Origin of the sequence: Brachybacterium phenoliresistens, assembly GCF_039530785.1 — a bacterium.
In the GTDB taxonomy this organism is placed as follows: Bacteria; Actinomycetota; Actinomycetes; order Actinomycetales; family Dermabacteraceae; genus Brachybacterium; species Brachybacterium phenoliresistens.
The window spans coordinates 60606-79296 of record NZ_BAAAOW010000012.1 but is presented as its reverse complement, the minus strand read 5'-3'; the positions used below and the strand labels follow the sequence as shown (position 1 = coordinate 79296).

Here is an 18691-nt window from a genome sequence, read left to right as displayed (position 1 = left end):
ACGGGTGCTGACGAGAGATTACCGTCCGAATCGCCCGAAGTGTGAGCGAAGCTGGCACTTTTCGTGTGCGTTCAACCACGTTCGATCACGTAGCGCTCGCTCAGGAGAAGGGGTAGGCGACGAAGGCGAAGCGGGTGGAGTCCGGGGCCCAGCTGTTGACGTTGATCGTGCCCTGGCCTCCGGGCACCGGGTACTGGCGCACGGGACGGGACCAGTCCGGCAGCTCGACGAGCTTGACCACGACGGGCCGGTCCTCGGGATGGCCGAGGGTGCCCGCCGGGTAGGACAGGTAGCTCGCCCAGCGGCCGTCGGGCGAAGGATGCGGGAACCAGTCGACGGTACCGCTGGTGAGCAGGTGCTGCGGGCCGTCGCCGCGGGCCTCGTCGAAGGTCGGCGCATCGGCGTTGACGGGAGGGCGCGGGGCCTCGGGGGCGGCGTGCGGGGCGTCGGCGCGCACCCGCGTGATCTGCGCATGGCCGGGGGTGGAGGTGAAGGCCTCGCTGGAGCACAGGATCCAGGCGCCGTCGGGCGTCCACTCGGGCCCGTCGACGTGGCCGTGCCCGGTGGGGACCTCGGTGCGGGCGCCGGTGGCGAGGTCCTGGACGATCACGCGGCCGATCCAGCGCTCGTCCACGTCCAGGTAGGCGATGCGCCGCCCGTCCGGGGAGATGCCGTGCAGGAAGTGCCCGCCCTCCCCCTCGGTGACGGCCTCGACGGGCCCGCCGGTCAGGGCGCCCCGGTAGATCTGGCCGTCCTGCGCGGACATGAGGATGTGCTCCCCGTCCGGGTGCAGGACGTGGTCGTTGTTGATGTCCGGCAGGCCCTCGAAGGGGATCTCGGCGAGGTCGGCGGTGGCGAGGTCGAGGGCGAACAGGCGGCCCTCGCCGTTGAGCAGGAGCCGGCCGTCGGCGGTCCAGTTGGGGGCCTCGAGGAGGATCTCGTCGGTCTCGTGGACCACCGTGGGCTCGGCGGCGTCGGGGCCGCCGATCAGCACCGTGGTCCGCTGCCCGGGGCGCAGGGTCCGCATTCGTTCCTCCTGGGGGTGAGCGTCGATCGTGGCCGCGGGTGCCGCCTGGGACCACCGTAGGCCCCGCACGGCCGCGCCGTCCCGGCGGGAGGCCGGGACGGCGCGGATCGGTGCTTCCCCTCAGCGCTGCTTGAGGCTGCCGCGCAGGTCGGGGACGTCGGCGAGGAGCCGGCGGGTGTACTCGGCCTGCGGGGAGAAGATGACCTCCTCGGTGGTGCCGCGCTCGACGACCTTGCCGTGCTCCATCACCGCGACGCGGTCGGCGAGGTACGTCGCCTGCCCGATGTCGTGGGTGATGAACAGGACCGTCAGCCCGAGGTCGGCCTTGAGGTCGTGCAGCACGTTGAGCACGTTCACGCGCAGCGAGGCGTCCAGCATCGAGGTCGCCTCATCGGCCAGCAGCACCTTGGGCCGCATCATGAGGGCGCGGGCGACCATGACGCGCTGGCGCTGGCCTCCGGACATCTGGTGCGGGTACTTGTGCAGGGCGTCCTTCGGGGTGAGCCCGACGTAGCCCAGGCACTCCTCGATGAGGGCGTCGGCCTCCGCCTTGTCGACCGCGGCGAGCTTGAGGCTGCGCCGTAGCAGCGACCCCACGGTGAAGAACTGGTTGAAGGAGGCGAAGGGGTCCTGGAAGACGGCCTGCACCTCCGTCCAGTACCGGCGCAGCTCGGCACCCTTGATGTGGGTGACGTCCTGCCCGCGGAAGGTGATCGTGCCCGAGGTGACGGGCATGAGGCGCAGCAGCATGCGGGCCAGGGTCGACTTCCCGGACCCCGACTCGCCCACCACCGCGAGCACCTTGCCGGCCGCGAAGTCGAGGCTGACGTCGTCGACGGCATGCACCTTGTTCCCGGCGACGCTGAAGACCTTGTTGACGTTGCGGCAGCTGAGCACCGCCTCGTCGGTCGGGACGGAGTGGGTGACCACGCCGTCGGCGCTGGTCTGCGGGCCCGATGCGGACTCCGCCCGGTGCGTGTGCGGGGCCGGGTCGGGCGTGGCGTTCTCGTTCACGACGTCGCTCCCTTCGGGGTGTCGGACGGGGAGGTCCCGGAGGCGGCGGTCTCGGTCGCGGAGCGGACCAGCCCGGAGCCGCCCGTGAGCCACTCCTTGCCCTTGCGGCGGGTCTCGGCCGTGGGGTCGAGCACCGAGCCGAGCAGCTTCTCGGTGTACGGATGCTGCGGGTCCTCGACGAGCTGGGCCGTCGGCCCCATCTCGACGATCGCGCCGCGGTTCATGATCGCGAGCTTGTCGGAGATCTGCGAGAGCACCGGCAGGTCGTGGGTCACGAAGACGACGCCGGACATGATCCGCTGCTCGACCATCGCCAGCAGCATCTCCACGAGCATGCGCTGGCTGGACACGTCCAGGGCCGATGTGGGCTCGTCGGCGATCAGCAGGCGGGGGTTCAGCAGCGTGGAGATCACGGTGATCACGCGCTGCTTCATGCCGCCGGAGAGCTGGTGGGCGTACGAGTCGAGCACGCGCACCGGCATCTCGAGCATCTTCAGGCGGTCCCGGGCGAGGTCCAGGGCCTCGTCCTTGGCGACGTTCTTGTCGTGGGCGCGCATCACGTCCAGCACCAGGCTGCGGATCCGCAGCGTCGGGCTGATCGCGTTCATGGCGCCCTGCGGCAGCATCGAGACGGTCGTGCCGCGGTAGGGCCGATGCGCCTTGACGTCGGCCGCGTTCAGCGTCGCGAGGTCGATCTCCCGGCCGTCGATCCCGAGCCGGCCCGACAGGACGTACAGCGGGGGCACGGCGATCATCGCCAGGGCGTTGCCGAGGGTCGTCTTGCCGCAGCCGGACTCGCCGGCCAGGCCCAGGATCTCGCCCTCGTTCAGCTCGAACGAGACGCCGTCGACGGCGGTGAAGTCCTGCTCGCCGCCGCCGTAGACGCAGCGGACATCGCTGACCCGGGCGAGGACCCCGGTCTCTGCCCCGGACTGCGGGGCGGGCGTGGTGGTCATGCGCTCTCTCCTGCCCGGGTGCGTGAGGACCCGTCGACGGCCGATGCGGCCGCCTCCGCGAGGGCCCTGGCCTCGGCGGCGCGGCGCGCCGCCGCCTTCTTCATCTGCTTCTTCTTGCCGCGGCGCAGCCTCGGGTTGAACACCTCGTCCAGGCTGGCCTGCAGCAGCAGGAAGCCGAAGGAGACCAAGGTCAGCACGATCGTCGGCGGGAGGAAGGCCCACCAGGCGCCGGAGGCGACGGCCTGGAAGGCCAGCGCCCAGTGCAGCTGGGTGCCCAGCGAGTCGGTCCCCGAGGGGCCCAGGCCCAGCATCGACAGGGCCGCCTCGGCGAGGATCGCCCCGGAGACCTGCAGCACGAAGGCCATCACCGTGTACGACAGGATGTACGGCAGCACGTCCTTGACGAGGATCTCCGGCAGCCGGGCCCCGGAGAGCCGGGCGACGTCGATGTGCTCGCGGGTGGCGACCGAGGACGCCTGGGCGCGCACGGCGCGGGCGGTCCAGGGCCACGAGGTGATGCCGATGACGATCGCCAGCGACCAGATCGTGCTCTGCGGCAGCGAGATCGAGATGAGGATCAGCACGATGATCGAGGGGATCGCGAGCACCACGTTCGTGAAGCCCATGAGCAGCTCCTCGACCCAGCCGCCGACGAAGCCGGCGATCAGGCCGATGGCCACGCCGATCAGGGTGGCGACGATGCCTGCCACCAGGCCGATGGTCAGCGAGGTGCGGGTGCCGGCCATGAGCACGGCCACGACGTCATGGCCGAAGTTGTCCGTGCCCAGCAGCAGCCCGTTGCCGGGCGCGTCGTAGAGGGAGCCGACCTTCTCGCCGGACCCGGTGGGGTACACGAATCCGGCCAGGCCCAGCAGCATCACGATCGCGACGATGACCAGGGCGATCCAGAAGCGGGAGGAGAGGTTCATCCCGCGCAGCGGGTTCAGGCGCGTCAGCAGCGAGGCCTGCTTCGGCTCCGCGACGGCGGCGAGTTCCTGTGTCATATCACTTCTCCCCGGACTTCGCGGCGCGGATGCGCGGGTCGACGATGCCGTAGACGATCTCCACGCAGAAGTTCGCCAGCAGCACGGCGACCGTGATGATGAGCGTGATCGCCTGGATGACGGGGTAGTCGTTCGCGGCGATCGCGTTGAACAGGAGCGTCCCGACGCCCGGATAGCTGAAGACGAGCTCCGTGATCAGGGCGCCGCCGACGAGCGTGCCGATCGACAGAGCCAGGCCCGTGATCTGCGGGAGCATCGCGTTGCGGAAGATGTAGGTGGTGATCTTGTTGTCGCCGATGCCCATGGCCCGGGCGTAGTTGACGTAGTCCCCGCCCAGCTCGTAGATCGCCATGGAGCGCATGCCCACGGCCTGGCCGCCGATGAACACGATCACCAGCGACAGGAACGGCAGCCAGTAGTAGTCCAGGGCGTCCAGCAGGAAGCTCACGCTCAGCTCGGGCGTGCTGCCCAGCGAGTAGGCGCCGCCCACGGGGAAGACCCCGGCGACCACGGCGAGGCCGTACAGCAGCAGGATCGACAGGCAGTAATAGGGCATCGAGGACAGGAACAGCGAGGAGGTGAACACGCTGCGGTCCCAGTTGCCGCCGCGGAACGCGGCGATCGCGCCCACGAGGTTGCCCAGCACCCAGCCGATGAGGATCGCCGGCAGCTGCACGGCGATCGACCAAGGCAGGGCGTCGCCGATCAGCCCGTTGACCGAGGCCGGGTAGTACGCGAAGGAGGTCCCCAGGTCACCGGAGAACACCTTCCCCACGTACGTGAAGAACTGCTGCCAGAGGGGCTGGTCCAGTCCGAACTCCGCGACGAAGCTGTCGTAGATCTGCTTCTGCTGCTCGCTGGTGACGGAGCCGCCGCGGGCGAGGTTGGAGACGATGACGTCGACGGGGTTGCCGGGGACCAGTCGCGGCAGCAGGAAGTTCAGTCCCACTGCCGCGATCAGGGCCACCGCGTACCACACCGTCTTCGTGGCGATGTAGCGTCCGAGCTTCATGTGAGGGCCTCAGGCGCCGATCTGCTTGATCTTGAAGATCCACTCGTTACCGGCCCCGCGGAACATCGGCGGCGCGTAGTCGTTGTCCTCGGTCGGCCAGTTCGACCAGTTGCTCGCGTTGAACTCGAAGAACTCGTCCGGGCGGTACATGAGCGGGAAGACGGGGACCGCCGTGCGGTACAGGTCGTCCAGCGCCGTCATGGCGGCCTTCTTGGAGGCGTCGTCCGAGGCCGCGGCGGCCGCCGCGAGCAGGTCGTTGACCTCGGCGTTCTCCCAGCGGGTGAGGTTGCGGTAGGCCGTCTGGCCGGCGGGGACCATGTCCTCGTTGCTCATCACGTCGCTGAAGCGCTGCCAGGGCGTGGCGGGGTTGGTGCCCGCGACGTACCAGCAGCACATGTCGAAGTCGCCGTTCTGGATGGCGGTCTGGGCCTGGGCCTGCTGGGGGAAGTTCGTGGAGGCGTCCACGCCGATCGCCTGCAGGTTCTTGGCGACGATCTCGAGGGCGGCGTTCCAGTCGGTCCAGCCCTGCGGGGTGATGAGCTTCCAGGGGCCCAGCTTCACGCCGTCCTTGGCGTAGAAGCCGTCGGAGCCCTTCGCGTAGCCGGCGGCCTGCAGGAGCTCCTCCGCCTTGGCGGCGTCGTAGGTCCAGCCGTCGGCCTCCGCCTTGTCGCGGTCCAGCCACTGGTCCTCGGCGCCGTCGGGGACGATGAGCGAGGCCAGCACCTGCGAGGAGTAGCCGGACATGGCCGTCTCGGCGATGGAGGCGTAGTCCACCGCGTGGGCCAGGGCCTTGCGCACGGCCGGATCGTCCAGGCCGGGCTTGGTGGTGTTCATCATGAGCAGCGGCATCGAGCCGGGCACGAAGTAGGGCTCGTCCTGGAGGTAGGTGCCGACGGGCTTGTTCGACTCCCACATCTTGGAGATCTGGGGGACGAACTGCTGCATGACGTCCAGCTCGCCGTTCTGGAACTTGATGTTGCCGTCCTCGTTGGACTTGAAGATCGGGTGGACGATCTTGCTCATCGCGGGCAGGCCGCCGTAGAAGTCCTTGCCCCAGTAGTCGTCGTGACGGGCCAGGATGACCTGGGTCTGGTCCGCGGTCTCCAGGGTGAACGGACCGGTGCCCATGAGCTCCTGGGTCTCCCAGGTGGCGAGCTTGTTGCCGGTCTCCGCGGCGGCCTTCTCGAAGACGGCCTTGGGCACGATGAACTGCTGCGCGAGGTTGGTCAGCACCATGCCGACGTTCTTGCGCTCCTGGTTGATCGCGATGCTGATGGTGTTGCCCTCGGCGGTCATCTCGTCGACCTCGAGCCAGAACGCGGCGATGCCCAGCGAGGGGTCGATCTTGCCGAGCTCGAAGGTGTACAGCACGTCGTCCGTGGTGAAGGCGGAGCCGTCGTGCCAGGTGATGCCGTCCTGCAGCGTGAGGGTGATCGACTCGGAGCCGGAGACCTCATAGGAGGCGGCCAGCCCCGGCTTGAGCTCGCCGGAGACGATGTGGAAGCGCAGCAGCGTCTCGTAGACGTACTGGGCCACGTTGGCGGCGGCGGGCCAGGCGGGGGCGCCGGCGAAGGTGTTGAAGTTCGTGGGAGGGCTCCACTGGAAGCCGGCGATGAACAGGTGCTCGGCGGAGTCCCCGCTGCGGCCGCGGCCGGCCTGGCCGTTGTTCCCGACGCCGACGAGGTCGCTGCCCTCGCCCGCGTCGCCGCCGCCCCCGCCGCAGGCGGCGAGCGCCGCAGTGCCGCCGAGGGCTCCGGTGGCGGCGATGAAGCGCCGGCGCGAGGTGGTGCTGCGCTGGTCCGTCCGGCGCGATTCGAGCTCAGTCATGTCTGAACTGCCTCTCTAGTCTCTGGCTCCCTCATTGGAGCTGCGGGTCGGCACTGACCCGTGCTCGGGATCATACGCACGATCCGGAATGGGTCACGTTCACGCGATCATCACGATCCCGTCACGATATGAACCGGTTCACCTACCAGTGGTGGTTTCTTCGCTGGTCAGCGCCGTGCTGGCCCGCTCGCGGATCGTGCTGGGATCCGCGGCGGAGTCCTCCGGCGCGCCCCCGATGCCGCGCTCCAGCAGGTCCACGAGCTGCGCGCCGTGACGGGGCAGGTCCCGGCCCAGCGCCGTCACCGGCGGATCGGTGAGCGTGCACAGCAGCGAGTCCTCCATGGCGGCGACCGCCAGATCGCCGGGAACGTCCAGGCCCACCCGGGACAGCGCCACCATCAGCCGCACGGCGAGCAGATCGTTGTCCACGACCACCGCCGTGGGCCGCTGCGCGCGCGGGAGCGCCGCGATCTCGCGGGCCACCGCCTCGGCCGCACCCACCGAGTAGTCCGTCTCGCGGATCCGCGCGAGGCCGTCGGCCTCGCGGACGCAGGCCGTGAAGGACATGATCCGGTGCGCGACGTGGAGGAACTCCCCCGGCCCGGTGAGGAACGTCAGCCGCCGGTGCCCCCGCTCCAGCAGGTGCTCGACCAGCAGGCGCATCCGGCCGCGCTCGTCGGTGACCAGCGTGGAGATGCCGCGCCCCAGCGGCTCGGGGGCGGAGGCCGCCAGCGGCACGCCCAGCCGCGGCAGGGCGTCGATCCGCGGGTCGTCCACCCGCAGGTCCAGCAGGATCACCCCGTCCACCCGCTGCTCCCCCGCCCATCGGCCCAGCAGCGCCGTCTCGTGCTCGACGTCGTCCACCAGCTGCAGCAGCAGCGCCCGGTCCAGCTCGGCCAGCCGCCGCTCGATGCCGGCGAACAGCGACATGAAGAACGTCTCCGCCCCGAGCGTCTCCGCGCTGCGGGCCAGCGCCAGCCCGAACGCCCCGGTGCTCGAGCTGGACAGGGCGCGCGCCGCGTAATGGGGGCGCCATTCGAGGCGCCCGGCGATCTCCCGCACGCGCTGCCGGGTCCCCTCGGACACCCCGGGCTTGTCGTTGAGCGCGAGCGAGACCGCCGTCTTGGACACCCCGGCCTCCCGGGCGATGTCCATGATGGTGATGCGAGGCATGCGCTCTCCCCTCCGACGGCGCTCGGCCGCCTCCCCCGGCGCGCTCCGCTGCGCGCCATGGTGGGCTCACTGTAGACGCACCGTCCGGCCCCGCCGCCGGCCGATGACCGCCGCAGCCCGCCGCGACGGCCGCGCGCCTCGGCCCCCTGCCCGGCTCCCCGGATCGGCCGGGGCCGATAGTCTCGGGCCATGACCAGCGAGCATGCCGCACCCCAGCCCGAGCGCCGCCCCCAGGAGCGGACCTTCCACGGCGACACCGTCCAGGACCCCTACGAGTGGCTGCGCGACAAGGAGGACCCGGCCGTCATCGCGCACCTCGAGGCCGAGAACGCCTACGCCGACGCCCGCACCGCCCACCTCGCCGGACTGCGCGAGACCCTCGTCGGCGAGTTCGTCGGCCACACCCAGGAGACCGACCTGTCCGTCCCGGTGCGCCGCGGGGACTGGTGGTACATCACCCGCACCACCGAGGGCCAGGACTACCCCGCCTTCACCCGCATCCCCGATGCGGCCGACGTCCCCCGCGGGCCCGGCGGCGTCCCGCAGATCGCCCCGGGAGAGCTGCTGCCCGGAGAGCAGGTCATCCTCGACGCCCAGGCCGAGGCGCAGGGCCACGAGTTCTTCTCCCTCGGCGGGCTGCGCCCCTCCCCGCGCCACGACCTGCTCGCCTACGCGGTCGACGTCGCCGGGGACGAGCGCTTCGCCCTGATCGTCAAGGACCTCGCGACCGGCGAGATCCTCGACGACGCCGTCACCGGCATCGGCTACGGGCTGGCGTTCTCCACCGACCAGGAATGGCTGTTCTACGCCCGGGTCGACGACGCCTGGCGCCAGCACCAGATCTGGCGCCACCGCATCGGCTCCTCCGCGCAGGAGGACGTGCTGGTCATCGAGGAGAGCGACGAGCGCTTCACGATCGGCTTCGAGACCTCCCGCGACCGATCGACCCTCGTGATCCAGGCCGGGTCGACCACGACCAGCGAGGGCTGGCTGCTGGACCTCGCCGACCCGACCTCGGCGCCGGTGCCCGCCGGCGGGCGCCGCGCCGGCGTCGAGTACGCCCTCGAGCACGCGGGCGATCACCTGCTGGTGGTCCACAACGACGGGCACGAGGGCTTCGTGCTGGCCACCGCCCCGCTCGAGGACCCGGCCGCGTGGACCACGATCCTCGCCGCCGCCGAGGGCGAGCGGTTCGAGAGCGTCGACGCGTTCGCGGCGGCGGCCGTGCTCGAGCTGCGCTCCGGCGGCCTCGCGAGCGTCCGCGTCATCCCCCGCGCCGGCGCGGCGGCAGGCACGGCAGGAACGGCAGGCACGGCATCGGCCGAGCCCTGGGACGTGGCCGCGGCCTGGGACATCTCCCACGGCGGCGAGCTGGACTCGGTGTGGCTGGTCGAGAACCCGAACTGGGACCAGACGGCGGTGCGCTACCAGCTGACCAGCCTGCTCACCCCCGCGACCGTCGCCGAGGCCGGCTTCGCCACCGGCGAGCGGACCGTGCTGCGGGTGACGCCTGTGCCGCACTACGACCCGGAGCTCTACGTCGAGAAGCGCCTGTGGGCCACCGCCGAGGACGGCACGCGGATCCCGCTGTCGGTCGCCATGCGCCGCGAGGTCGAGGCCGACGGCACGAACCCCGGGTACCTGTACGGCTACGGCTCCTACGAGGTGTCCATCGACCCCTCGTTCGTGGCGACCCGGCTGTCCCTGCTGGACCGCGGCGTGGTCCTCGCGATCGCGCACGTGCGCGGCGGCGGCGAGATGGGCCGCGCCTGGTACGAGCAGGGGAAGCTGCAGGCCAAGCGCAGTACCTTCTCCGACTTCGTGGCCGCCGGCCGCCACCTGGTCGACGCCGGCTGGGTGGCGCCGGACCGGCTCTCGGCTGAGGGCCGCAGCGCCGGCGGTCTGCTCATGGGCGCCGCCGCGAACCTCGCCCCGGAGACCTTCCGGGCGATCATCGCCGGGGTGCCGTTCGTCGACGCGCTGACCACGATCCTGGACCCCTCGCTGCCGCTGACCGTGGGCGAATGGGAGGAGTGGGGCGACCCGCTGCACGACCCGGAGGTGTACGCCTACATGAAGTCGTACACGCCCTACGAGAACGTGCGGGCCGTGGAATACCCGGCGATCTTCGCCTCGACCTCCCTGAACGACACCCGCGTGTTCTTCGTCGAGCCCGCCAAGTGGATCGCCCGCCTGCGCGAGACGGTGACCTCGGACCAGTCCGAGCGGCCCATCGTGTTCCGCTGCGAGATGGTCGCCGGCCACGGCGGCCGCTCCGGCCGATACGCCAAGTGGGACCAGCGGGCCGATGAGCTCGCCTGGCTCCTGGACCAGATCGGCGCCACCGAGCTGATCTGAGGCCCCCGCCCGGCTGGCTCGCCCGCCCGCCCCGGCGCGGACCCGGAATTGTCACTCTGTATGCCATCGGAGACGCCGATCTGGCATACAGAGTGACAATTCCGGGAGGGACAGCGCCCCCGCGGATCTCCTCCGATCGGACGATGCGCCCCGCCGGCACCGGCTCCTACGCTCATCAGGAGCGCCGCGGGTCACGCCGGGCTCGCGCGCCCCGCCCCGATGTGCGCAGGAGGTGCGTCGCATGGACATCCTCGGCCTCACCCCGCCCCAGCTGCTGATGATCGCGGTCCTCGCCGTGAGCCTCGGCTTCGTGCTGGGCAAGATCCTCGACCGCGCCGGACGCTGAGCGCCGTGTCGGCGGCATCCCCGGCTCCGCCCCGGCTCCGCCGCGGGGCGGCGCGGGGCGTTCCCGCGGGAACGCCCCGCGGGGATGATCAGGGATGATCAGGCGGGGATGATCAGGCGGCGGAGCCGGTGCGCTCGTAGCGGCGCGCGCGGCCCCGGATCCCGGCGAAGCGGAAGGGTGCGCGGGTCACGCGGGGCGTGTCCACGTCCTCGCCGCTGGTCAGCACGGTGCGGTGCAGGTCCACGTACTGCGCGACGGTGACCGGCTCGCGGTTCTCGATGGCGGCGCGATCGGCCTCGGGGCGGCGCACCGACCGGTAGCTGTCCTGGACGATGCCGGTGAAGAACTCGCCGACGCTGCCGGAGCCGTAGCTGAACAGCCCCAGGCGCTTCCCGGCGAGGTCGTCCTCCGCGTCGAGCATCGAGGCCAGCGCCACGTACAGCGAGGCCGTGTAGGAGTTGCCGAGCTCGCGGTTGTACACCAGCCCGCTCTCCATCGCCTCGGCGGGCAGCTTCACGCCGACGTGCCGGGCCAGGGACATGTGCGCCTTGCGGGCCATCTTCGTGAACGGCTGGTGGTGCAGGAAGCGGTCGATCTGCTCGATGGGGACGCCGCCGCGCGCGGCGAAGTCGTCCCAGGCGGCGGTGAGCGAGGAGAGGTAGGCGCCCATCGACAGGGCGCCGTCGACCACGGCGGTGCTCGAGTCGTTGGGACGCCAGAAGTCGTCCACGTCGATGGTCGCCACGCCGGCGATCGGCTCGATCGCCAGCATCGCGGGATCGGCGGTGACCAGCAGGGCCACGGCGGCGGCGCCCTGGGTGGGCTCCCCCGGCGTCTCCAGGGCGTAGCGCGCCACGTCGGTGCTGATGACCAGCACCTTCGCGCCGGGCTCGCGGGCGACGATCCCCAGCGCCATCTGCAGCGCGGCGGTGCCGCCGTAGCAGGCCTGCTTCAGCTCGACCGAGCGCACCGTGGTGGGCAGGCCCAGCATGCCGTGCACGAAGGCGGCGACGGACTTGCTCTGGTCGACGCCGGACTCGGTGGCCACCAGCAGCGCGCGCAGTCCGTCCGTGCCGTGGCGCTCGACGATCCCGGCGGCGGCGGTCGCCGCCATCGTCACCACGTCCTCGTCGGGGGCGGGGACGCTCATGCGGGACTGGCCGATGCCGACCACGTACTTGTTCGGATCGACGCCGCGGGCCTCGGCGAGGTCCGCCATGTCCAGCACATGGTGGGTGGTGGCGAGCTCGAGGTCATGGATGCCGACGGTGCTCATGACTGTGCCTCCTCTCCGGGGGTGCCTGCGGGTCGTTGGGCGGCCGAGCCGCGGCCGCGCTCCATGGAGCGGTGCGCGCGCATCAGCTCGCCCTGGTTGGTCTGGGCGGCCAGCAGCGACAGCTCCCCGCACAGCACGGTGGCGGCGATGATCGCGGCGAGCCGGTTCGCGTTGGCGCCGGGCTCCCGCTCGGCGCGGCAGCCGAGGCGCTCGAGGGCCTCGTCCACGTGCGCGAGGTGCTTGCCGTTGCCGACGGTGCCGACGATGAGGTGGGGCAGGCTGCAGGAGAAGTACAGCCCCTCCTCGCGCTCCTCGGCGTAGGTGATGCCCTGGGATCCCTCGACGATGTTCGCGGCGTCCTGGCCGGTCGCGAGGTAGATCGCCAGCAGCATGTTGGCGTAGTGGGCGTTCGCGGAGCGCAGCGAGCCGGCGATGGTCCCGCCGACCAGGTTCTTGCGCACCACCAGGTCGACCATGCGCTTCGCGTCCGTGCGCAGCGTCTTCTCGAGGACGTCGTGCGGGATGAGGATGTCCGCGACGACGCGGCGGCCGCGGCCCAGGTCGCCGTTGACGGCGCTGGGCTTCTTGTCGGTGCAGTAGTTGCCGGAGATCGACCCGTACTCCAGGCCCAGGTCCCAGGACAGGATGAGGGCCTGCAGCGCCTCGGCGGCGTGGGTGACCATGTTGTGCCCGGAGGCGTCGCCCGTGGTCAGCGCGTAGCGCACGAACAGCAGGTTGCCGACGACCTCGGTGTGCACGTCGATCAGGCGGGCGAAGCGGCTGGTGCCGGCGACGGCCTCGCGCAGCTCCTCCTCGCGCTCGTGGAGGACCTGGTCGGCGGCGAAGGCGCCGGCGGCGTCGGGGGCGACGAACAGGCTGGAGCGGGCCATGCGGGCATCCAGCAGCGTGGCCCGGATGCCGCCCTCGATCATGCGCGAGACGCGCGCGCCCCGGCCGACGGACGGCCACAGCGGGGACTCGTAGGTCGCCAGCGGCACCTCGACCTCGTCGTCGATCGCGTTGCCGCTGATGCGCAGCGGACCGACCCAGCGGGAGGGGATCTCGACGGTCAGGGTGTCGCGGGGGCTCATGATTCCTCCTGGTCGCTGCCCGCGGGGCGGGAGCCGAGGGGACGGGCGTCGGTGCGGTGGGTGAGGGCGCCGAGGTCGATGCCGCGCAGCTGCGCGAACTCGCGCACCGCGCCGCGCACCAGGACGTCGGTGCCGGCGGCATCGGCCGCGCTGCGGGCCCCGAGCAGGGCCAGCAGCTCGCGGATCCGGGTGAGCCAGGCGCCGATGCCGGCGACCGCGCCCTCCTCCCCGCCGTCCAGGGCGAGGGTGAGGAACGGGCCGGCGACGCCGGCGGCGCGGGCGCCGAGGGCGTAGGCGCGCACGGCGTCCAGCGGGGTGCGCACCCCGCCGGAGGCCAGCAGCTGCGGGCCGTCCGCGGGGGCGTCCAGCAGGCAGCACGGGGCGGACTGGCCGAAGCCGGCCAGGTAGGAGACGTCGTCGGTGCGACGGGCGCTCTCGATGCGGGCGAAGTTCGTGCCGCCCGTGCCGGAGACGTCGGCGACCTGCACCCCGGCCTCGGCGAGGCGGCGCTGGGTGCGGCCGGACAGGCCGAAGCCGACCTCCTTGACGACGACGGGCACGCCGGCGCCGGCGACGACCTCCTCGAGGCCGCGCATCCAGGAGGAGAACTCGCGATCGCCCTCGGGCATGATCGTCTCCTGCACCGCGTTCAGGTGCAGCTGGAGGGCGTCGGCCTGCAGCAGGTCCACGGCGCGGCGGGCGTCATCGGCCCCGCGGCCGGCGCCGATGTTCGCCATCACGAAGCCGTCGGGGTTCTCCTCGCGGATCACCCGGAAGCTCGCGGCGGTGCTCGGATCGTCCAGGGCGATGCCGACGGAGCCGGAGGCCATCGGCACCCCGGTCTCGCGGGCGGCGATGGCCAGCGCACGGTTGACGCGCCCGGCCGTGCCGGTGCCGCCGGTCATGCCGTTGATGTACAGCGGGCTGGACCAGGTCCACGGGCCCACCTGCGCCTGCAGCGACACCTCGGCGACGTCCACGCCGTCCAGCGCGTGGTGGAGGAACTCGACGTCGTCGAAGTCGTTGCGGGCGATCGGCGCGGAGCGCTGCTCGCGAGCGAGGCGGATGTGGTCCTCCTTGCGGGAGGCGGCGAGGCTCTCAGATCCCATCGGGGTCTCCTTCGGCGGGGTGCACGGCCACGTCCAGGCGGCGGATCCCCTGCTCGCGCCAGGCGGACTCGATGCCGGCGGCGATCTCTCCGCCGGCGCCGGGGCGCACCAGCACGATCCCGCAGTCGCCGCCGCCGGCGCCGGAGGGCTTGCCGGCGGCATCGGCCGATTCGGCGATGTCGCACAGCGCCCGCAGCTTCTGGGTCTCGATGAGGGTCCCGGAGATGGCGCCCAGGCGCTGCAGGAGGCGGCGGGCCTCGCGGATCAGCGCGAGGACGCGGACCTCGTCGTGCGCGCCGAGGGCGTCGACCAGGGCGTCCAGGCAGGTGCGGCTGTCGGCGAGGAACCCGGCGTAGTCCCCGGCCTCCTCGGCGGCGCCGGCGGTCCCGCCGTGCTGCACGCGGTCGCTGCGGGTGACGCCGTGGACCAGGCGCTCGGTCGAGGCCGGCGAGCCCGTCCAGCCGACCATGAGGTCCAGGGACTCCGGCGGCGGCAGATGCCGCACGGAGAACAGCTCCCAGGTCTCGCTCGCGAGCGTCGCCTCGACGCCGTGGGCCCGCAGGTGCTCCAGCAGGGCGGCGCGGTCGGGGGCGGTGTAGCGGATCCAGCCGCCGAAGGTCGAGGCGGCCAGGTCCCCGCCGGAGGCACGGGGGCTGACCTGGATGGTCGCGAGCAGGGCGAGCTGGAAGCGCTCGGTGCGGGTCAGGCCCAGCCCGTAGAACTCGTCGATCGCGGCGATGGTCGCGACGACCACCGCGGCCGAGGACCCCAGGCCGAACTTGCGGCCGCTGGTGTCGTCCAGCTCGCTGGAGATGTGCAGGTCGAAGTAGCGCGGCGCGAAGCCGCGGGCGCGGCGCAGCTCCTCGAGGGTCGCGATCGCGCTGATCACGTAGTCGTAGGGGGTGTGCTCGAGGACGATCCCCGCATCCTCGGCGTCGCGGGTCCACACCACCGGCAGCTTGCCGTAGGCGCTGGAGTGCACCCGGCCGGAGTCGGCGCTCTCGGCCAGCTCCTCCAGGCGCACCGACAGGTACCGGTCCACGGCCACCAGCACGGCGGGATGGCCGGGCTCGACCACCGCGTACTCGCCGGCGATGTACAGCTTCCCGGGGGCGCGGGTCTCGATCATCGGGCCTCCCCCGTGCTCACCGGCGCGACGCGCTCGTCGACCAGGCGCGCCCCGGGGCCCGGGCGGACCACGCGCACCGCGCCGTGCCCGGCGAGGGCGTCGGCGACCGCGGCGGCATCGACCGGGCGGGTGATCGCGACGACGTTGGGCCCGGCATCGGCCGTGCCCCAGGCCTGCAGGCCGTCGGCCCGCAGCTGCTCGATCGCGTCGAAGACGCCCACGCTGGCCCCGCGCAGGTAGCGCACCGAGGGCACGGTGGACTGGATGACCGCGTGCATGCGCAGCGCGTTGGTCTCGGCGAGCTCGCCGATGCGCTCCACGTCGCCCTCGCGGCAGGCGGCCAGCATCTCCTCGAGGGTGCGGGCCGTGCTCTCGCGCCAGGCGGCGGCGAACGGCGAGGTCGCGGCGGTCAGGCGCATGGCCTCGCGGCTGGAGACCTTCTTGCCGCCGGCGTCGACGACGACTACGACCATGGCCAGCTCGGGCGCCTCGATCTGCTCGGCGAAGCTCGTCGCGTCGTCCTCGCCGGCGTGCCACACGGCCATCCGGTCGATGATCGAGCGGCAGGCGGAGCCGGAGCCGCGGCGGGCCAGGCGGCTCAGCGACCGGGTGTCCTGCGGCAGCTCGTACACGGCCGATGCCGCGGTCGCCAGGGCCGCGAAGCCGGAGGCCGAGCTGGCCAGCCCCGCCCCGGTGGGCACCTCGTTGCGGCTGCGGACGATGGCGCGGGCCTCGGAGCCGGCGCGCTCGCGCACCAGGTCCAGGAAGCGGGTCACGCGGCGCAGGGGCTCGCCCTGCGCGACGGCGCCGTTCAGCTCGAGGACGTCCGGTCCGTCATCCTCCCGCAGCTGCACCGTGGTCGTGGTGGGGAACTCGTCGAGCGTCATGGAGAGGCTGCCGGTGCTGGGCAGCATGATCTGCTCGTCGCGCTTGCCCCAGTACTTCACGAGCGCCATGTTGGGGTGCGCGCGCGCCGTCGCGTCGATGGTCATGCATCGCCTTTCCGAGGTGCGAGCGTCATGGTCCAGGTGCGGGGGGCCCCGGCCGCGTGGAGCGCGAGCGCGAGGTCGTCGGCCGCCTGGGGGGAGGCGGCGAGGGCGAGGACGCATCCGCCGCCGCCGCTGCCGGTGAGCTTGGCGCCGGGCGAGCCGGCCGCCAGGGCGCCCTCGACGAGATCGTCGAGGACCGGGGAGCTCACGCCGATCTCGCGCAGCAGCTCATGGGCGCGCGTCATGCCGGCGCCCAGGCCCGTCATGTCGCCGGAGCCGAGGGCGGCGGCCACGGGGTCGACCAGGGCGCTGAGCTCCTCGATGACCGCGTCGACGACCTGCGGGGCGGCCTCGCGGCGGGCCCGCACGGTGGCGACGGCGACCGCCGTCGAGGCCGAGACGCCGGAATCGGCGATGACGAAGGAGGTGGGCCGGGCCACGGGCACGGAGCCCTGCGGCCGGCGCTGCAGGAACCGCACCGGCTGGTCGGAGACGACGGTGCGCGCGTCCAGGCCGCTGGGGTTGCCGTGGGCGACGCGCTCGGAGGTCTGGATCAGCTCGTGGCGCACCTCGGCGGTCAGCTGCGCCCCGGCGGCATCGGCCACCGCCTCGACGACGGCGGCGGCGACCGCCGCGCTGGAGCCCATGCCGCGGCCGATGGGCACCTGGCTGCCGATGCGCAGGTGGATGCGGTCGGGGTCCAGCCCCACCGCGGTGGCGGCGGCGTGGACGGCGGCGGCGACCGGGGTGAGCTCCGCCGGGAGGGTCGCGAAGGTCCCTGAGTGCAGGCGGCTGGTCAGCCGGCTGGTCTCCCCCGCCGGCAGCAGCTCGACCTGGACGATCGCCTCGACGCTGGGGACCGGCAGCGCGATCGCGGCGGCGCCGTAGACCACGGCGTGCTCGCCGATGAGGATCGCCTTGCCGTGCGAGCGGCCCACCCCGTCGACGGGTCCGTCGGTGAGGGCGGAGCCGTGATGGAGGCCGGTGGCCGAGGCGGCGAGGTCCTGGGCGTCGGGGTCCGCGGGCGAGCCGAGCGCGGTCCGCGTGCCTCCGCCGCGGCGCGGCGTCGCCAGGACGCGCGTCGCCTCGGAGCCGCCGCCGCGCCGGGGGGCGCGGTCCGGGGCGTCGTCTGGCGAGTAGGGCACCGTATGAACCGTCCTCAGTCTCGAGCGGGAAGGGAGGGCGACGGCCGGCCTGTCGCCGCCTGCCACAGTATCCGAGCAGGGGCGTGACGGGAGTCGCTTCCGCCGGTCAGCGTGCGCATCCGCACGCTATCTGCACATCACCTGCGCGCGGGCGGCACGTCCTCGACGCTACGCCGATCCGGGATTCCCCGGCGGGACCGAGGTCCCGTTCCTGGGCGTTCGCCGTACGCGCGTGACGCAGCCGACGCGAGCCGCGTGACGGCGCTCGCACCCCCGGCAGAGATCGACGGGAGCTCCCCTCCCGGGGAAGCTCCCGTCGATCTGCGGGGCGCGGGCCGCCTCGGCGGTGGCGGCTCAGAAGGCCGGGATCACCGAGCCGTCCGTGTAGGTGTCGGTGATGAACGTCTTGACGTCCTCGGAGTGCAGCAGCTCGTCGAGCTTGACCAGCGCAGGGTTCTCCGCATCGGCCGCGCGCACCACGAGCATGTTCGAGTAGGGGCTGTCCTCGCTCTTCTCGAGGATCAGCGCCTCCTCGGAGGGCTTGAGGCCCGCCGCGAGGGCGTAGTTGCCGTTGACGACGCCGGCGGCGAAGTCGGCCAGGGAGCGCGGGATCTGCGCGGCCTCGATCTCGGTGAACTTCAGGTTCTTCGGGTTGTCCTGGATGTCGTTCGTGGTGGCGACGGTCAGCTCCACGCCCTCGGTGAGGGTGATGATGTCGTAGCTCGCCAGCAGGGCCAGGCCGCGGCCGCGGTTGGCCGGGTCGTTGGCGATGGCGATCTCGCCGCCCTCGGGCAGCTCGTCGATGCTGGTCAGGGTCTCGGAGTAGAGGCCCAGCGGCTCGATGTGGATGCCCTCGAAGCCGTGCAGCTCGAAGCCCTTCTCGTCCATCTGGGACTTCAGGAAGTTCGGGGTCTGGAAGTAGTTGGCGTCGTCGTCGCCGTCCACCAGGGCCTGGTTCGGGATCTGGTAGTCGGTGTACGGGGTGATCGTCAGCGACAGGCCCGCCGCCTCGGCGAGGTTGTCCTGGACGAACTGGAGGATCTCGGCGTGCGGCTTCGGGGAGGCGCCGACGCGGATCTCGGTGACGCCGTTCTCCTCGGTGGGGCCCTCGGCGGTGCCGCCGCAGGCGGCGAGGGTGGTCAGGGCGGCGAGGCCGGCGCCGGAGGCGAACAGGGTCCGTCGGTTCAGCGTGGTCATGGGGTCTCCTTGCGGGTGATGGGGCAGGGGGAACAGCA

General features: G+C 72.3%; 15 protein-coding genes. 1 reads left to right on the top strand and 14 read right to left on the bottom strand.

Annotated elements, in window-relative coordinates:
* Positions 1–100 precede the first annotated feature (100 nt).
* From ABD234_RS17900 to ABD234_RS17870, 7 genes are all read right to left on the bottom strand, one after another.
* The gene (locus tag ABD234_RS17900) at positions 101–1027 is read right to left on the bottom strand and encodes a TolB family protein (protein WP_344359176.1); all 927 of its coding nucleotides are present in this window, start codon (positions 1025–1027) and stop codon (positions 101–103) included.
* Positions 1028–1147: 120 nt separating this feature from the next.
* Positions 1148–2041, bottom strand: a complete 894-nt coding sequence (locus ABD234_RS17895; RefSeq protein WP_344359173.1) for an ABC transporter ATP-binding protein — start codon at positions 2039–2041, stop codon at positions 1148–1150.
* Positions 2038–2997, bottom strand: a complete 960-nt coding sequence (locus ABD234_RS17890; protein ID WP_084148361.1) for an ABC transporter ATP-binding protein — start codon at positions 2995–2997, stop codon at positions 2038–2040. Before ABD234_RS17890 ends, ABD234_RS17895 begins: the two co-directional genes overlap by 4 nt.
* A complete protein-coding gene (locus ABD234_RS17885) occupies positions 2994–4001 on the bottom strand; it encodes an ABC transporter permease (RefSeq protein ID WP_051486674.1) in 1008 nt (335 codons plus the stop codon). The genes ABD234_RS17890 and ABD234_RS17885 overlap by 4 nt, the downstream gene beginning before the upstream one ends.
* 1 nt (position 4002) lies before the next feature.
* On the bottom strand, positions 4003–5013 hold the full coding sequence (locus ABD234_RS17880; protein ID WP_038371742.1) for an ABC transporter permease: 1011 nt from the start codon (positions 5011–5013) through the stop codon (positions 4003–4005).
* Positions 5014–5022: 9 nt separating this feature from the next.
* On the bottom strand, positions 5023–6840 hold the full coding sequence (locus tag ABD234_RS17875) for an ABC transporter substrate-binding protein (RefSeq protein WP_344359168.1): 1818 nt from the start codon (positions 6838–6840) through the stop codon (positions 5023–5025).
* 138 nt (positions 6841–6978) lie between these two features.
* Positions 6979–8013, bottom strand: coding sequence for a LacI family DNA-binding transcriptional regulator (locus ABD234_RS17870; protein WP_344359165.1), 1035 nt, complete (start codon positions 8011–8013; stop codon positions 6979–6981).
* 189 nt (positions 8014–8202) lie between these two features.
* Here ABD234_RS17870 and ABD234_RS17865 point away from each other — a divergent pair, with 189 nt between their 5' ends.
* Positions 8203–10371, top strand: coding sequence for a S9 family peptidase (locus ABD234_RS17865; protein WP_344359162.1), 2169 nt, complete (start codon positions 8203–8205; stop codon positions 10369–10371).
* A gap of 458 nt (positions 10372–10829) precedes the next feature.
* Here the strand turns inward: ABD234_RS17865 and ABD234_RS17860 are convergent, their stop codons facing one another.
* From ABD234_RS17860 to ABD234_RS17830, 7 genes are all read right to left on the bottom strand, one after another.
* Complete coding sequence (locus ABD234_RS17860) at positions 10830–11993, bottom strand: hydroxymethylglutaryl-CoA synthase (protein WP_344359159.1); 1164 nt, start codon at positions 11991–11993, stop codon at positions 10830–10832.
* Entirely contained in the window at positions 11990–13084 is a 1095-nt protein-coding gene (locus ABD234_RS17855) for a hydroxymethylglutaryl-CoA reductase (protein WP_038371734.1), read from the bottom strand. The genes ABD234_RS17860 and ABD234_RS17855 overlap by 4 nt, the downstream gene beginning before the upstream one ends.
* Positions 13081–14193, bottom strand: a complete 1113-nt coding sequence (gene fni / locus ABD234_RS17850; protein ID WP_344359155.1) for a type 2 isopentenyl-diphosphate Delta-isomerase — start codon at positions 14191–14193, stop codon at positions 13081–13083. Before fni ends, ABD234_RS17855 begins: the two co-directional genes overlap by 4 nt.
* Positions 14183–15322: a phosphomevalonate kinase gene (locus ABD234_RS17845; RefSeq protein ID WP_038371732.1), complete on the bottom strand. Its 1140-nt coding sequence runs from the start codon at positions 15320–15322 to the stop codon at positions 14183–14185. The genes fni and ABD234_RS17845 overlap by 11 nt, the downstream gene beginning before the upstream one ends.
* Positions 15319–16314: a diphosphomevalonate decarboxylase gene (gene mvaD / locus ABD234_RS17840; protein ID WP_344359150.1), complete on the bottom strand. Its 996-nt coding sequence runs from the start codon at positions 16312–16314 to the stop codon at positions 15319–15321. The genes ABD234_RS17845 and mvaD overlap by 4 nt, the downstream gene beginning before the upstream one ends.
* Complete coding sequence (mvk, locus tag ABD234_RS17835) at positions 16311–17456, bottom strand: mevalonate kinase (protein ID WP_344359147.1); 1146 nt, start codon at positions 17454–17456, stop codon at positions 16311–16313. Before mvk ends, mvaD begins: the two co-directional genes overlap by 4 nt.
* Before the next feature lie 354 nt (positions 17457–17810).
* Positions 17811–18653, bottom strand: a complete 843-nt coding sequence (locus tag ABD234_RS17830; RefSeq protein ID WP_344359144.1) for a MetQ/NlpA family ABC transporter substrate-binding protein — start codon at positions 18651–18653, stop codon at positions 17811–17813.
* Between the last annotated feature and the right edge of the window lie 38 nt (positions 18654–18691).